General features: G+C 58.1%; 14 protein-coding genes. 12 read left to right on the top strand and 2 right to left on the bottom strand.

Annotated features, from left to right (window positions below; genetic code table 11):
• Nucleotides 1-713: 713 nt before the first annotated feature.
• From VN577_14010 to VN577_13970, 9 genes are read left to right on the top strand one after another with little or no spacing between them, the layout of a single operon-like run.
• Nucleotides 714-2,561, top strand: coding sequence for a methanol/ethanol family PQQ-dependent dehydrogenase (locus tag VN577_14010; protein HWR15938.1), 1,848 nt, complete (start codon nucleotides 714-716; stop codon nucleotides 2,559-2,561).
• On the top strand, nucleotides 2,542-3,330 hold the full coding sequence (locus tag VN577_14005) for a quinoprotein dehydrogenase-associated putative ABC transporter substrate-binding protein (GenBank protein ID HWR15937.1): 789 nt from the start codon (nucleotides 2,542-2,544) through the stop codon (nucleotides 3,328-3,330). Before VN577_14010 ends, VN577_14005 begins: the two co-directional genes overlap by 20 nt.
• Entirely contained in the window at nucleotides 3,330-3,881 is a 552-nt protein-coding gene (locus VN577_14000) for a c-type cytochrome (GenBank protein HWR15936.1), read from the top strand. Before VN577_14005 ends, VN577_14000 begins: the two co-directional genes overlap by 1 nt.
• Nucleotides 3,878-4,909 (top strand): cytochrome c oxidase subunit II, encoded by a 1,032-nt coding sequence (coxB, locus tag VN577_13995; GenBank protein HWR15935.1) that lies wholly within the window; start codon nucleotides 3,878-3,880, stop codon nucleotides 4,907-4,909. Before VN577_14000 ends, coxB begins: the two co-directional genes overlap by 4 nt.
• Before the next feature lie 12 nt (nucleotides 4,910-4,921).
• Nucleotides 4,922-6,856, top strand: a complete 1,935-nt coding sequence (gene ctaD / locus VN577_13990; protein ID HWR15934.1) for a cytochrome c oxidase subunit I — start codon at nucleotides 4,922-4,924, stop codon at nucleotides 6,854-6,856.
• Nucleotides 6,841-7,455, top strand: a complete 615-nt coding sequence (locus VN577_13985) for a hypothetical protein (protein HWR15933.1) — start codon at nucleotides 6,841-6,843, stop codon at nucleotides 7,453-7,455. Before ctaD ends, VN577_13985 begins: the two co-directional genes overlap by 16 nt.
• A gap of 11 nt (nucleotides 7,456-7,466) precedes the next feature.
• Nucleotides 7,467-7,820 (top strand): hypothetical protein, encoded by a 354-nt coding sequence (locus VN577_13980; GenBank protein ID HWR15932.1) that lies wholly within the window; start codon nucleotides 7,467-7,469, stop codon nucleotides 7,818-7,820.
• Nucleotides 7,820-8,740, top strand: a complete 921-nt coding sequence (locus tag VN577_13975) for a cytochrome c oxidase assembly protein (protein ID HWR15931.1) — start codon at nucleotides 7,820-7,822, stop codon at nucleotides 8,738-8,740. The genes VN577_13980 and VN577_13975 overlap by 1 nt, the downstream gene beginning before the upstream one ends.
• Nucleotides 8,733-9,107 (top strand): c-type cytochrome, encoded by a 375-nt coding sequence (locus tag VN577_13970; GenBank protein ID HWR15930.1) that lies wholly within the window; start codon nucleotides 8,733-8,735, stop codon nucleotides 9,105-9,107. The genes VN577_13975 and VN577_13970 overlap by 8 nt, the downstream gene beginning before the upstream one ends.
• Here the strand turns inward: VN577_13970 and VN577_13965 are convergent.
• The gene (locus tag VN577_13965) at nucleotides 9,104-10,027 is read right to left on the bottom strand and encodes a hypothetical protein (protein ID HWR15929.1); all 924 of its coding nucleotides are present in this window, start codon (nucleotides 10,025-10,027) and stop codon (nucleotides 9,104-9,106) included. The genes VN577_13970 and VN577_13965 overlap by 4 nt on opposite strands.
• A gap of 80 nt (nucleotides 10,028-10,107) precedes the next feature.
• Here VN577_13965 and VN577_13960 point away from each other — a divergent pair, with 80 nt between their 5' ends.
• Together VN577_13960 and VN577_13955 are read left to right on the top strand one after the other, a co-directional pair.
• Nucleotides 10,108-10,881, top strand: coding sequence for a heme-binding protein (locus tag VN577_13960; GenBank protein HWR15928.1), 774 nt, complete (start codon nucleotides 10,108-10,110; stop codon nucleotides 10,879-10,881).
• A gap of 304 nt (nucleotides 10,882-11,185) precedes the next feature.
• Nucleotides 11,186-12,691: a M20/M25/M40 family metallo-hydrolase gene (locus tag VN577_13955; protein HWR15927.1), complete on the top strand. Its 1,506-nt coding sequence runs from the start codon at nucleotides 11,186-11,188 to the stop codon at nucleotides 12,689-12,691.
• Between the two features lie 55 nt (nucleotides 12,692-12,746).
• On the opposite strand, the gene VN577_13950 is transcribed toward VN577_13955, so the two are convergent.
• Nucleotides 12,747-13,793, bottom strand: coding sequence for a BON domain-containing protein (locus VN577_13950; GenBank protein HWR15926.1), 1,047 nt, complete (start codon nucleotides 13,791-13,793; stop codon nucleotides 12,747-12,749).
• 234 nt (nucleotides 13,794-14,027) lie between these two features.
• Here VN577_13950 and VN577_13945 point away from each other — a divergent pair, with 234 nt between their 5' ends.
• On the top strand, nucleotides 14,028-15,014 hold the full coding sequence (locus tag VN577_13945; GenBank protein HWR15925.1) for a PRC-barrel domain-containing protein: 987 nt from the start codon (nucleotides 14,028-14,030) through the stop codon (nucleotides 15,012-15,014).
• The last annotated feature ends 23 nt before the right edge of the window (nucleotides 15,015-15,037 follow it).

Raw genomic sequence — 15,037 nt, 5'->3', positions numbered from 1 at the left:
TGGGGGTCCCCCCACCCCCTCCCAGATTTGAAAACAAAGCACTTACACGACGGACCATGAAAACAAAGGAGTTATAAGTTGCTGATTTCACAGCTACTTAGAGTTTAGATTTGAAAACAAAGAACTTAGGTGCGAGTAGCGGTCGCGATAGAGATTCTTCGCCTGTGGCTCAGAATGACAAAAAGAGAAGAAGGTGGTGAAACGGGACTTGCCGGGTTCACCACCTCAATTCTTTCTTCACTACCTACATTTTCAGAATAGCAATTTGGGTGGGGGCAACATGCCAGGTTCTTGAGAAATATATTTGTCGCTGAATCAGTGACTTACACAAAAAACGGAGCTTTGACCCCCTTGACATTGCTTTTCCCAAAGCGGGAATTGTCCGACCGCCAAGCGGACGCAGCAAGATCGCGGAATCGAGACTCAGACGCTGGTCCAATCCGCCGTGACGATTCCGGCGAAGCTTCCTCGAACAGTTGCAAGTTGGACCTGCATTCGGCTGTACACCCGACACGGGTGTTATCGACTCCGCGATGGTTAAGCAATACATCGTGTTACGACATAATGCAAGATCGACTGCGCCATTCCATGCCTGACTCGCGCGCAATCAACCTTTTGTTCGCCTGCATGCATCGGACTCCCAAAGTAGTAGACCCGTGTCCTGCCAGAGCACTTAGGGGTGGGTTCGCTCCAGGGACACGATGGAGTCCAGAATGCAAGTCGGGTACCGGGGAAAGACCTGGTGGGTTCCGCTCCTGGTTGTGTTCCTGACATTGTGCGGATGCAAGGGTTCAAAGAGCCGCCAGTCCTCTCCGCAAAATGCTCCGATCGGCCAATACACGGGAAATGCCTACACCGGCAAGATGGAGGCGGATGACGGCCAATGGGTGCGTCCGGCGAAAGACTACGCCAGCACCCGCTACAGCACGCTCAACGAGATCAACACACAGAACGTAAAGAACCTGAAAGTAGCGTTCACGTTTGACACGGGCACTGACCGCGGACAGGAAGCGGCACCGCTGGTGGTGAATAACACGATGTATATCGTGACGCCGTGGCCCAACCTTCTTTATGCGCTCGACCTGACAAAGCCGGGAGCGCCGCTGAAGTGGAAGTACGATCCCCGACCGGCGGCGGCGGCGAAGGGCGTGGCCTGCTGCGACTGGGTGAATCGCGGCGCGAGCTACGACAGCGGCCGGATCTTCTATAACACGCTCGACGGCAACACGGTGGCGGTGGATGCGAACACCGGTCAGCAGGCATGGAAGACGAAGGTGGCGGACATCAATAAAGGTGAAAGCCTGACGATGGCGCCGTTGGTGGTAAAGGGCAAGGTACTGGTTGGCGTGAGCGGCGGCGAGTTCGGTATCCATGGGTGGTTGACGGCGGTGGATGCTAAAACGGGCGCGATCGCGTGGCGCGCGTACCACACGGGTCCTGACAAGGACGCACTGATCGGGCCGCGATTCAAGCCGTTCTATCCCCAATACAAAGGACAAGATTTAGGCGTTAAGACATGGCCTCCGGACGCGTGGAAGATTGGCGGGGCGGGCGCGTGGGGATGGATTTCTTACGATCCGGAACTGAACTTGATCTATTACGGCACGGCAAATCCGGGGCCGTGGAACGCGGAGATGCGTCCGGGCGACAACTTGTGGAGCGCCGGTATTTTTGCGCGCGATCCGGATACGGGCGAAGCGGTTTGGTACTACCAGACTTCGCCGCACGATCTTTATGACTACGACTCGGTGAACGAGAGCATCCTGCTGGACCTGCCGATTAAAGGACAGACGAGAAAAGTACTGATTCGTCCGGAACGCAACGGCTACATGTACGTGATCGACCGGACGAATGGCGAGGTGCTGTCAGCCACGCCGTTCGGACACGTGAACACCACGTCGGGTGTCGATCTGAAAACGGGTTACCTGCAATACGTGGAAGAAAAGAAGCCGCGGTTTGGAGCGGTAGTGCGGGATATCTGTCCGACAGCACCGGGCGCGAAAGACTGGCAACCGTCGGCGTTCTCGCCGAAGACGGGGCTGATCTACATCCCCCACCAGAACCTCTGCATGGACGCCGAAACAACGGACGCCAATTACATCGCAGGCACGCCTTACGTGGGATCGAACAACCGCATGTACGCGGGTCCGGGTGGGCACATGGGCGAATTCACGGCGTGGGATCCGGTACAGGCGAAAGCCGTATGGGTGCTGAAGGAGCCGTTCCCTGTCTGGAGCGGAGCGCTGGCCACGGCGGGAAACGTAGTTTTCTACGGCACGATGGAGGGCTGGTTCAAGGCCATTGACGCGGTCAGCGGGCAGGAGTTGTGGAAGTTCAAGACGGGCTCGGGGATCATCGGACAGCCGGTGACATATCGCGGTCCGGACGGCAAGCAATACGTGGCGGTGCTGTCGGGAATCGGTGGCTGGGCGGGCGCGGTGGTTTCAGGCGGATTGGACGCGAGGGATTCGTCGGCCGCATTGGGATTTGCGAACGCCACCAAAGAGTTGCAGAAGCTGACTGCACCGGGAGGCACGCTGTATGTGTTCTCGCTTCCTTAGCCTGGTCTTGTTCTTCAGCCTGGTGAGTGGCGCGCAGGCACAGTTGCGGGTTTGCGCCGATCCGGACAATCTGCCTTTCTCCAACGCGAAGCAGCAAGGGTTCGAAAACAAGATTGCCGAAGTGATCGCGCGCGACCTCGGCCAGAAGCTCGAGTACAAATGGCAACGGATGGGTCGCGGCTTCGTGAGGAACATCCTCAACAAGAAACAATGCGACGTCCTGCTGGGGATTCCTGCAGGCTTCAAACCGGTGCTGACGACGATTCCCTACTACACATCGACCTATGTGTTCGTGAATCCCGCGCAAAGCGCGACGGTGAACAGTTTTGACGATGGCCGCCTGAAGCAGATGAAGATCGGGGTGCAGGTCGTAAGCGAGGACTATGCGCCTCCGGCGATTGCGCTCGGGAGGCGGGGGCTGGTGGCGAACATCGTGGGCTTCGATAACACAGGCCAGGACGCATTCCAGGTGATGGACGCAGTCGCGTCGAAGAAGGTCGGTGTGGCGGTGGTGTGGGGACCGACGGCAGGATTCTATTCGAAGCTGCATCCGAAGCAGGTGAAGCTTACGCCAACGCCGACTCGAGACGGCCCCGGGCTTCCGCTAACGTTTGCGATATCCATGGGCGTGCGAAAACAAGACGCTGAACTTCGCGACCGGTTGAACGCGGTTTTGCAGAAGCGCAGAGCGGAGATTGAGCGAATCCTGAAAAGCTACAACGTACCGCTGCTGGTTGAGGCGGCGGGGGAAGCGAGGTCGAGCGACTGATGCGAGTGATGGCAATGATCGCTGCGATGGCCTTGCTGTTGTTCGCCGCATGCGAGCGCGAGCGCCGTGATTTCCGGACGCCGACTTCCGCGGCGTCGCCGGGAGACACAGGAGTGGAGCAGAGCCCGCTGCATCCGGGCGGAGGGCCACCGCTGAAGCCGGGCGAGTCGGAATCGGAAGCGAACGGTGGCGCAGGTCCGTATGAATACAACGCGTACGCAGTTGCCGAAGGACAGAAGCTCTACATGGCATTTAACTGCGTGGGTTGCCACTTCCATGGCGGTGGAGGAATTGGATCTCCGCTGATGGACGCGAATTGGATCTATGGCAGCCAGCCGCAGAACATTCACGACACGATTGTTGAAGGACGTCCGAATGGGATGCCGTCGTTCCGGGGGCGAATTCCCGATTACCAAGTGTGGCAGATCGTTGCGTACGTGCGCTCGATGAGCGGCCAATTACCGCCAACGGTACGGCCGGGGCGCTCGGACAACATGAACATCAAGAAACCGGAGCAGGTTATCCCGTCGGAGCATCCGCAGCAACGATGAGAGCGAGCAAGTATCTGCGGTGGGGTTGCTTTGCGGCCGTGGCCATGTTGTCCGCCTGCGGCGGGCGACAGAACCAGCAGACCATGCTTCATCCGGTTGGGCCGATGTCGGGGCGGATCGAGAGCCTGTGGTGGTTCATTTTCGTGATCGCCGTAGCGGTATTCGTGATCGTGTGGATCTTCCTGGCGGGTGCGGCGGCGAAAAGAAAAGTGCAGGAGCAGTTGCCCCCGGATGTGTATCCGGATCCATCATACGAGCAAAAGCTGCTACGTCGGGTGATGGTGGCGACCGGGATCACGGTGATTGTGCTGTTCGCGATCCTGGGGCACTCGGTGATCACGAGCAAGTACATGAATTCGTTGCAGTCGAAGAATCCGGTGAGCATCCAGGTTTACGGACACCAGTGGTGGTGGGAGGTGCAGTACCCGAATCCGGATGTGAGCCAGTGGGTGACGACGGCGAACGAGATCCACGTGCCGGTAGGCGTTCCAGTGGTGCTGCAAACGGGATCGCGCGATGTGATCCACAGCTTCTGGGCTCCGAACATTCACGGCAAGCGCGACTTGATTCCGGGACAGTCGAGCGCGTTGTGGTTCCAAGTGGATAAGGAAGGAACCTATCGAGGCCAGTGCGCCGAGTTCTGCGGACATCAGCACGCGCACATGGCGTTTTACATCGTGGCGGAAACTCCGGAGAAGTTCCAGGCATGGCTGGAACAGCAGAAGAAACCGGCTCCGGAGCCCTCGAACGATGTGTTGAAGCATGGGAAAGAAGTTTTGGAGAAGGGCACATGCGTGATGTGCCATACGGTGCGCGGCACGAATGCAGGGTCGAGGCTGGGGCCCGATCTCACGCACGTGGGGAGCCGTTTGAGTATCGCGGCGGGAACGTTGCCGAACAACGCAGGATCGCTCGGAGGATGGATTTCAGATCCGCAGGCGATTAAGCCGGGCGTGCGCATGCCGCCAAACCCGATGTCGTCAGAGGACCTGCAAGCGCTGGTTGCGTATTTGCAGAGCCTGAAATAAGGAGAGTGCCGGTTGTCGACTGTTGACATCGTGAGTGCGTCGCCGGGGACGGATGCGACCCGTCATGAGCGCTTGAAAGATACGTGGGGCGATCCGCCGGGAATTCGCGGATGGTTCACAACGGTGAACCATAAAAGGATAGGGACGCGCTACATAATCACGGCATTCATCTTCTTCCTGCTGGGGGGAATTCTCGCAGTGCTGATGCGCCTGCAACTGGCGCGTCCGGAGAATCACTTCCTCAATCCCGATCAGTACAACCAGATCTTCACGATGCACGGCACGACGATGATGTTCCTGTTCGCCGTGCCGATGATGTTCGAAGCGCTCAGCGTGTATGTAATTCCGCTGATGGTGGGCGCGAGGAACATTGCGTTTCCGAGACTGAACGCGTTCAGCTACTACATCTACGTGTTCGGCGGAATCATGCTGTGGGTGGCCTTCGTATACAACACAGGGCCGGACGTGGGGTGGTTCGCATATGTGCCGCTTTCGGGGCCTGCGTACACGCCGGGCAAACGAGCTGACTTCTGGGCACAGATGATCACGTTCACCGAGCTTTCCGCGCTGGCGGTTGCGGTGGAGATCTCGGTGACGATCATGAAATTGCGGGCACCGGGGATGTCGTTGAACCGGATGCCGATGTTCTGCTGGTCGGAGTTCGTGACGGCGCTGATGGTGATCTTTGCCATGCCGGCGGTGATGCTGTCGTCGACGATGCTGCTCATGGACCGGTTGGTGGCGACGCATTTCTTCAATCCCGCCGAGGGTGGCGACGCGCTGCTGTACCAGCACCTGTTCTGGTTCTTCGGGCATCCGGAGGTGTACATCATCTTCATTCCGGGGACCGGGATTGTTTCGACGATCATCGCGGCATTCTCAAGAAGGAAGATTTTCGGCTACCTGGGGCTGGTGTTGTCCACGGTGGCGACAGGGTTCATCGGGTTTGGTGTGTGGGTACACCACATGTTCGCGACTGGATTACCGCAACTGAGCGACAACTTCTTTACCGCAGCGAGCCTGATGATCGTGATCCCGACTGGCGTGCAGTTCTTCTGCTGGATCGCAACGCTGTGGAGCGGGAAACTGCATTTTGAGTTGCCGATGTGGTGGATCGGCGGCTTCTTCTTCGTGTTCCTGATTGGCGGATTGACGGGGTTGATGCTGGCGGCGGTGCCGCTGGACTGGCAGGTACACGACACCTACTTCGTGGTGGCGCACTTCCATTACGTGCTGCTGGGTGGAGCTGTGTTCCCGCTGTTCGGAGCCATTTACTACTGGTTCCCCAAGGTGACCGGACGAATGCTGGGCGAAACGCTCGGCAAGTGGCACTTTTGGCTGTTCTTCGTCGGCTTCAACCTTACGTTTTTCCCCATGCACATCCTGGGTATGCGCGGGATGCCGCGTCGCATTTACACGTACCCGGTGGAAATGCATTGGGGCACCGTGAATGCGCTGGAGACGTTAGGCGCTTCTCTGATGGGACTGGCAGTGCTGGCGTTTCTAGCAAATGTCGTGAAGAGTTACCGGTCGGGAGTGATGGCGGGCGCAAACCCGTGGCTGGCGGGAACCTTGGAGTGGGGGACGTCTTCTCCGCCGCCGAACTACAACTTCCTTGATCTGCCGACGGCCGGAGGACGTGAGCCTCTTTGGGAAAACGCGCCAGACCAGCCTGTCGTGACAGGGGTGAGAGAAGACATCCGAGCCGTGCTGGTGACGAAGCCGATGGATGCTGAACCGGATCACCTAACGCTGTCCCCTTCTCCGACGATCTGGCCGTTCCTTGCAGCGCTGGCAGTAACGGCGCTGTTTATCGGAAGCATCTTTACGCCGTGGGCGATTGTGTGGGGCTCGGTGCCGATTGCAGTCACGTTGATCGGCTGGTTCTGGCCGACGAAAAAGGAATCTGAAAACAAGAAGGGCATGGAGAAGTGGGAGAAGAAGTAATCAAGCGTCGCGAACTTTACGTCGGGGATCTGCCGACGGTGGTGTTCGGCCATCGGAGCCTCATCTGGTGGGGCACGATCGGCATGATGGCCATCGAAGGGACGATGTTCGCGATCGTGATTGGGAGTTACTTCTATCTGCGAACTCGAACCACGGATTGGCCTCCGGGGTTGATGCCTCCGGCGCTGCTGTGGGGAATCCTGAACACGGTGGTGTTCCTGCTGAGCGTGGTGCCGAACCAGATTACGAAGAAGGTCGCGGAGAAGGGGCAGTTGGGTCCGGTGCGGATTGGACTGGTGGTGATGTGCATCGTCGGGGTCGCAAACCTGGTGATACGAGTATTTGAGTTCGCATCGCTGAACTGCCAATGGGATGCGAATGCGTACGCGTCGATCCTGTGGTTCCTGATAGGACTGCACACGGTGCATCTGGCGACGGACTGGACGGATACGGTTGTGCTGACGGTTCTGTTCTTCACCGGGCCAATAGAAGGAAAGCGTTACATGGATGTTTCGGAGAACAGCGACTACTGGTACTTCGTCGTGCTGACGTGGCTGCCGATCTGGTTCGTGATCTACTTCGCGCCGCGACTGCTATAGGAGGCGATTGGATGGATACTGCGACTGCGAAATCGGCTGCCGTTCAGTTTTATGCGGTCGCGATTGGGCCGATCGCTGCGGCTGTCGATATGGGACTGAGCTACGCAACGGTGTATCACGCCTGTTCGACGGGCCATCACTATGTGCTGCACGTCATCAGCGTGGTGTGCGTGCTTTTTGCCTTATCGGGCGCGTACGTGGGTTGGCGCGAATACCAGACGGTAAGGGAGTACTCGGACGATGGCGGACATCCGTTGGACCGAACGCATTTTCTGGCGCTTATGGGTGTCGTCGCGAGTATCGGATTTGCGCTAGTGATCGTTGCGCTGGCGGTTCCGAAATTCATTTTGAGTCCGTGCGATTGATGAGAAGACTTCTCCAACTCGGCGCGATGCTGCTTTACAGCGGGCTCGTCTACGCTCACGAAGAACCGGGCGGACACCTCACGCGCGCACAGGCGGAACGGACCTGGTCGTTTGAACCGGTGGTCGTGATCCCGGTGGTGCTAACGGGCTTGTTGTTCGCCATGGGCGCTGTCCAGCGCTGGGGACGACCCGGGTGGTCGTGGGCCCAAGTGGGGTCTTTTGCCGCGGGGTGGCTCACGCTGATTCTGGCGCTCGTGTCTCCGATCCACAAGCTGGGGTCGTTGCTGTTTTCCATTCACATGACACAGCATGAACTGCTGATGATTGTGGCAGCACCGTTACTGGTGTTCGCACGACCGATCGTGTGGTTCCTGTGGGCACTTCCACGCGCCTGGCGCGAACGTGCAGGAGCCTGGGCAAAGAACCGGAAATTCGCTGCGGTGTGGGCGGCGATGACGCTGCCTCTTTTTGTCTGGCTCTTACATGGAGCCACGCTCTGGGCGTGGCACATTCCATATCTCTATGACGCGGCGGTGCAGTATGAATCCGTCCACGCGCTGCAACACACGATGTTCCTGTTCACAGCCCTGCTGTTCTGGTGGACGCTGGTCCATGGACGATACGGACGACTCGCGTATGGCGTGGCGGTGGTCTATGTGTTCACGACTGCGATCCACACCAGCATCCTGGGCGCGTTGATGACTTTCACTCAGCAGATCTGGTACCCGATCTATGACGGCCGCACGCATGAGTTCCACCTGACACCACTGGAGGACCAGCAGCTCGGGGGGCTGATCATGTGGATCCCCGCGGGTGTGGTGTTCATCATCCTCGGGCTGTGGCTCATGGCGGCATGGCTACGAGAGTCGGAGAAGCGCGTGGGTTATACACGCGCGGAAGAGGTGTCACGCGGTGCGTAGTCTCTGGCTACTTCTGATGGCGGTAGCGTTGTTGCTGGCGTGCGATCCGGCGCGTCCGAACCGCCAATCGGAGATCGCGCGCAACACGGGTGGAAACGCAAAAGCCGGAAAGGAAAAGATGCGTGCATACGGGTGTCCGGCCTGCCATACCATCCCGGGAATTCAGGGAAATGCGTTGGTGGGACCGCCGCTGATCAGTTGGTCGAAGCGTGTGTATATCGCTGGTGAGGTACCAAATACTCCTTCGAACCTGATGAAGTGGATTCAACACCCGACTAGCATTGAGCCGAAAACAGCGATGCCCGAGATGGGAGTGACGGACCAGGACAGCCGTGACATCGCGGCGTATTTGTATTCGTTGAACTAGCCGGCACGGCGCAGAGGACGGCGAGACGACTGCATCAACGGGCGGAGATGTTCCGCAGCGTAGCACCGCATGATCGCTTCCTTGTCGTGAGTCGACATGCGCAAATAGGCGTCGGCGATGAACTCGAGATAGTCGTCGAGGGCGCCTCCAAGAGCGATGCCGGCCATGCGAATGGAGGGGTCGCGACCGGAACGTGAAGCGGATTCTGCGAGCTCGGCAAAGTACGAAAGGGTGCCGGAAAACCCGGACTGGCTGTCACCGGAGCGAAAGTAGTAGATGACCGGAAATTGAGTGAGGTCGTTTCTGCAGCTTGCCATGGAAGCGGCAAAACCCCAGAGAACGCTTTGCGATTCGGAAGGAGGAAGCTCTTCGATGCGATATCCGGTGTTTTCTTCCGCGAAGTGAAGCAATGTGGCTTCGTGCGCGAGGGTGCGGCGCCGCTCGAGTGCGGGATAGATCGAAAGCAACCAAGAAACACTAGCGGTAAGAAGTCCGAAGCCGAGTGTTGCTTCAATGCCCATGGCGAAGCGAATGAGCTTTGATTTTGCGTTGAAGTCGCCGCCGACGGTCACCAATGTTCCGAGTGAGACGTTGAATGCATCGGTGAAAGATTTGTGCAGTTGGGGATCCAGTCCCGAGGCTAACGCGAACTGCGTTGCGATGAAGGGGTAGTAAAGCAATGCAAATCCGAAGACGGAGAGGATGACCCACATGGCCATGATTGCGAGGATGGCTACCGGGCCGGCGAGCGTGATGTATCCGTTGTGAGGAGTGGAAATGGACCGAAAGATTCTCCAGACGAAACGACTCACTCGATCGCTAACTGCACCGCGTCCGGCTGGATGGAAGAGGGTATGGAACAGATCGTGAACCGCAAGCCCGATAAGCGCAAACGCGGGCACCAGCAGCAGAAGTTTCATGAAGCGTCAGAGTGCAAGCCATGTGTTTCCGTTGTCCCACCGGGACAGCATCGAAGACGAATAGGAGCGAGATTATGTGGATGGCCAGAACGATTGTTTGCGTGTTTCTACTTGCGGTGAGCGCGTGGGGGCAGCAGAAACCAGCGGCGGGATGCGAGAAGATACCGGACCACGAGAAGCTTAAGGCGGCACTGCAGCAGGTGGTCAAAGAAGGCAAGGCTGCCAACAGCGGCATGGGGAACCAGGAATGGGCCACCGTGGTAAACCGTGACGGGGTGGTGTGCGCAGTGGTCTTCAGCGGCCCGGACCGCGGTTCACAGTGGCCGGGAAGCAGACTTATTTCCGCAGAAAAGGCGAATACCGCTAACGCTCTAAGTGTGGACAACTTTGCTTTGTCGACAGCGAACCTGTATTTCGCTTCTACGCCGGGCCAGAGCCTGTACAGTCTCGCGACCAGCGCGCCTCCCAATCCGCAAGCGGTGTTCGCAGGCGATCCTAATAAACAGGGTCAAGCGGATGATCCGATGGTTGGAAAACCGATTGGCGGAATCATCGTGTTCGGTGGAGGACTGGCGCTTTACGACACAAGCGGTCACATCGTAGGAGGTCTGGGAGTGAGCGGCGATACATCGTGCGCAGACCACATAGTGGCGTGGAAGGTCCGGCACAAGCTGAACTACGACACGGTACCGAATGGAGTGGCCTCTGGGCCAGGCCCGAATGACAACATGATCCTCGACATCCAGAACGGTAACAGCGCGAGCGGGTTCGGACACCCGAGTTGCAAGGGCGGGCAGCCGCCTGATGCGATCATCAAGGAACTCCCGACGAAGTTTCCGACGGGAAAGAAGTAAAACGGAAAGAGAGCAGTGCGATTACACGCTGCTCTCTTACAATTTAGAGGTACAGGTAGATGGTGCCAGCGATCGCAGCAGCCGCCACGACCATGCCGATAACCACATTCTTGATGTTGGAAGAGCCACCCTCAACGTCAAACATGACTTACCTCCATGCGCAGATGATGTACCCGAAGGTGGAGGAGCGCAACGTAAATCGGGGGTGACTGCTCGATTTCCGCCTTAGGCGCTCGCGGTTCAAGGGATACAGGGCCAGGTGAACTATGGACAGAGCACCCCACATGCGTTAACTTCTCTCGCCATGAACCGCAGAGACTTCCTTTATGGCGCCGCGGCCACGGCTGCGGCAGTTTCTCTTACGCAGTTTTCTGAAGCTCAAAACGCACAATTTGAACCAATCTGGTCAGAAATTACCAAGCGTCACGACGAGGCACTACAGAGGCTCCGGACGTGGATGCGGCAGCCATCGATAGCCGCGGAAAACCGTGGAATGGCGGAAGGCTGTGAACTCACCATGCAGATGCTGCGCGATGCAGGATTCCAGACGGTCACGAAGGTGCCGACATCGGGACAGCCCGGCATTTTTGGCACACTTGACGCCGGTGCACCGCGCACGGTCGGCGTGTATTTCATGTATGACGTGAAGCAGGTCGATCCCGCGGAATGGTCGTCTCCGCCTTGGGACGCGGCGTTCATCGAAAAGCCAGGCATCGGCAAAGTTGTGATGGGCCGCGGGGCGGTGAACCAGAAAGGACCGCAATCAAGCTTCCTCGCGGCACTCCATGCAATCCGAGGGGCGGGCAGGAAACTGCCGGTAAACCTTGTGCTTGTAGCGGAAGGCGAAGAAGAGATTGGATCGACGCATTTCGCCGAAGTCGTGCGCAAGCAGGAAGTGACCGACGCACTGAAGAAATGCATAGGCGTTTTTATGCCGTCCGCTTCGCAAGGCCTGGATGGCAGCATCATGATGACGCTGGGCGCGAAAGGCGTGGTGGAACTGGAACTGATATCGACGGGAGAAAAATGGGGACGCGGTCCGAGCCGCGACATTCATTCCAGCAACAAAGCCCGAGTGGACAGTCCGGCATGGCATTTAGTGAAAGCGTTGAACACGCTCGTATCGGCAGATGGAAACGATCCGGCGATTCCGGGCTTTGCGGACAAAGCGCGTCCGATCTCAGCGGCCGAGAAGAAGATGATCGCCGAAGCCGCAAAGAGGATGAACGAGGAAGTCATCAAGACACAGTTGGGCGTGAAGCGGTGGATTCGTGATGCCAGTTTTGAGCAGTCGCTGGAAATGCTGATGTCGAGTCCAACGGTGAACATTGAGGGACTGGTAGGCGGCTACACAGGGCCGGGCGGAAAGACAGTGCTTCCGCACAAAGCTGTGGCGAAGCTTGACCTGCGCCTGGTTCCTGACATGACGGCCGCAGAAGCATTGGCCGCATTGAAAACTCACCTGGCAAAGCAGGGGTTCGGCGACATCGAGGTGAACATGAGCGGTGGATACGATCCGACCAGCACGGCCGCAGACGCGGCGCTGATCCGCGCGGAAATGAACGTTTATCAGCGAGCTGGGGTCGATCCCATCGTTCTTCCTCGCAACGCAGGTTCGTGGCCGGGATATTTGTTTACAGGAGAACCGCTGAAGATCGCTGCCGGGCATTTCGGGCTGGGTCACGGAAGTGGCGCCCATGCGCCCGACGAATACTATGTGATCGAATCGGCCAATCCGAAGCTGGCGGGCATGGATGGTGCGACGCGATCATTTGTCGAGTACCTGTACGAACTTGCTGCGATCCGTTAGGAAGAAAGAAGAGCGGCGGGGTTGAGATCTCCGCCGCTCTCGTGTTCGGGGCTGGTTATGCCGCGCGGGTTTTATCAGTGCCGGTACCGGTAGCACTTTTTCGAGTCGTAGTTTCGGAGCCGGAGATGCCGCCGATTTCTCCGATGACGCGGATCTGATTGTGCACGTCCTTTACGCCGCGACACCGCTCTGCTTCATCTTCCGCTAGTCGCTTGGCCCGCCGATTGTCGACGCTGCCGGTGAGAGTGACCTCGCCATCCTTCACCTGCACTTCGATGTTCGTGGCATCGACTTCCGGATTGTCTTCAAGGCGCTCGGAGACGTCCTCGCGAATGCGTTCGTCAGAACGGCGATAGCCTTTGGGGCCGAAGCCGAAGAATCGTCCGACTTTCTCGGTGAGGGATTCGTCGTGTCCGCGATCGCGGTCGTAGCGGTTCTCGTAGCGATTGCGGTAGTCGGCTCGAGTGCCGCGGTCGAACGAGGTGCTGCCAAAACGATTCGGGTACTCGGTGCTGAACTCGCCACCGTAGTCGCCGTAGTCGCGACGGTCGTAGCCGGAACCGTAGTCCGAAGATTCCTGGTAGCGATTCGAAGAATGCGAGGGTGAAGAGTAGTTGCGACCGAAGTTGCTCTGATTGCGGCTGCTGGAATCGCGGTCCTGGTAGCTGCGATACGGCTCGGAGTAGCTTGCTTCCCCGCTCCAATCTTGCGATCCGTAGTTGCGGTTTTGTCGATCCCAATTCTGTGACTGGTAGCGGTCGCGATTTTCCCAGTCGCGGTAACCGCCCCAACTGCCCTGGTTCTGGCGATTGCTTCCGTACTGATTCCAGTTCTGTTGCGATTGGCCGTACTGGTTGCCGCGATCACGCTGGCCATAGTCGTAGTTCTGGCTTCCCTGGCGCCACTGGTCCTGCGCGCGATTCCAATCGCGGTTGTACTGATCGCGATCGCGATCGTTGATGTTGCTCATTTCGCCATACTGTTCATAACGCGGTTGGTTGGTCATGAAGTCGCGGCCGCTGGCGTGGCGCTCGCGTTCGCGCCAATCGTCACGGTCATCACGACGATCACGGTCATAGTCGAAGCGCTGTCGATTGTCCATTGCATCCTCCTGCTGGGGTTTGAAGTGGAACAGGTTCAAGTTTGAAGTTGAAAGTTGCGAGGTCTTGCCTGAGCGGTTGGGATGCGACCGCCAGAGCGACCAGATGCCAGCACTCTTTGCGCATCGGGAGCTGCCGTTGGATTGCAGCTCCGCTAGTGACAACTCGCGTGATTGGCCCAGGTTCTAAACCGACAATCCCGTGGACGAATGAAAACAGCTCGCCAAGGAGGAGCCATGTTTCGAAGACTTCTAGACAGCGAATTTGCAGGGCAGGCGGATGAAATTCGTGGCGCCACACTCTATGACATCAACGACGACGAGATTGGAACGATTGAAGACGTGATCTACGATCCGGACACAAAGCAGGCCCGCTATGCGATTGTCGATTCGGGCGGGTGGCTCAGTTCGAGAAGGTATCTGGTGCCGTCGGATTACATACGATCTTCAGCGGAAGATCCGGACGACTTCCGTGTGCAGCTCACGAGGGACCAGGTTCAGGGCCTACCGGAGTTCAAGGACGAGGTTCTGACGTCGGACGAGCGATTTGCCGAGTACGAGAACCGCTTCCGACCGAGATGGCAGAGCTACGGATTTACCCTGCCAGAGTCTCGACATCCGCGAATCACGAGATTCGAAAACCGGATCAGCGGGCGCGATGTGAGGCCAATCAGTTCTGGCGTGGTCAGTTCGGCGACGGCAGCTAATCCCATTTCTGTTTACAGCGTGTACAGCGACCGCGACAAACTCGAGAGCGCCGTACAGAAACTGAAGGATCAGGGCTTCAACAGCTCGGATATTTCCGTTGTGTTCCCGGACCAGGGACGCACCGAACGCTTTGCGATGGAGCACAACACGAAGGCGCCCGAAGGCGCGGCAGTGGGAGGCGGCACGGGACTGGCGGTCGGCGGAGTGCTCGGATGGCTGGCCGGCATCGGGACGCTGGCGATTCCGGGAATCGGTCCGTTGCTGGCGGCAGGCCCAATTGTTGCTGCACTGGCGGGTGCGGGCGCGGTGGGTGCAATTGGCGGACTAGCTGGTGGCCTAATAGGGATGGGTATGCCGGAGTTGGAAGCCAAGCGTTACGAGAAGGAAATTCGCGAAGGAAGAATGCTGCTGTCGGTGAGATGCAGCGACCCACGATTCGTGGCAAGTGCGAGGTCGATTCTGGAATCGACGGGCGCTAAGGACGTGTTCCAAACCGGCGAAAAACTGGCGGCGTAAGTTTGAGTGAGTTCACCCACGAC

Source organism: Terriglobales bacterium (assembly GCA_035561515.1).
GTDB lineage: Bacteria > Acidobacteriota > Terriglobia > Terriglobales > Acidobacteriaceae > DATMXP01.
The sequence above is the reverse complement of the archived record's forward strand: the minus strand, read 5'-3'. Positions and strand labels throughout refer to the sequence as shown.

What these genes read in the sequence shown, in the direction of transcription:
- VN577_14010 (HWR15938.1), top strand. Translation starts at nt 714, where the DNA reads ATGCAAGTCGGGTACCGGGGAAAGACCTGGTGGGTTCCGCTCCTGGTT.
- VN577_13965 (HWR15929.1), bottom strand. Translation starts at nt 10,027, where the DNA reads ATGAAACTTCTGCTGCTGGTGCCCGCGTTTGCGCTTATCGGGCTTGCG.
- VN577_13950 (HWR15926.1), bottom strand. Translation starts at nt 13,793, where the DNA reads ATGGACAATCGACAGCGCTTCGACTATGACCGTGATCGTCGTGATGAC.
- VN577_13960 (HWR15928.1), top strand. Translation starts at nt 10,108, where the DNA reads ATGGCCAGAACGATTGTTTGCGTGTTTCTACTTGCGGTGAGCGCGTGG.
- VN577_13955 (HWR15927.1), top strand. Translation starts at nt 11,186, where the DNA reads ATGAACCGCAGAGACTTCCTTTATGGCGCCGCGGCCACGGCTGCGGCA.
- VN577_13980 (HWR15932.1), top strand. Translation starts at nt 7,467, where the DNA reads ATGGATACTGCGACTGCGAAATCGGCTGCCGTTCAGTTTTATGCGGTC.
- VN577_14005 (HWR15937.1), top strand. Translation starts at nt 2,542, where the DNA reads ATGTGTTCTCGCTTCCTTAGCCTGGTCTTGTTCTTCAGCCTGGTGAGT.
- VN577_14000 (HWR15936.1), top strand. Translation starts at nt 3,330, where the DNA reads ATGCGAGTGATGGCAATGATCGCTGCGATGGCCTTGCTGTTGTTCGCC.
- VN577_13945 (HWR15925.1), top strand. Translation starts at nt 14,028, where the DNA reads ATGTTTCGAAGACTTCTAGACAGCGAATTTGCAGGGCAGGCGGATGAA.
- VN577_13975 (HWR15931.1), top strand. Translation starts at nt 7,820, where the DNA reads ATGAGAAGACTTCTCCAACTCGGCGCGATGCTGCTTTACAGCGGGCTC.
- coxB (HWR15935.1), top strand. Translation starts at nt 3,878, where the DNA reads ATGAGAGCGAGCAAGTATCTGCGGTGGGGTTGCTTTGCGGCCGTGGCC.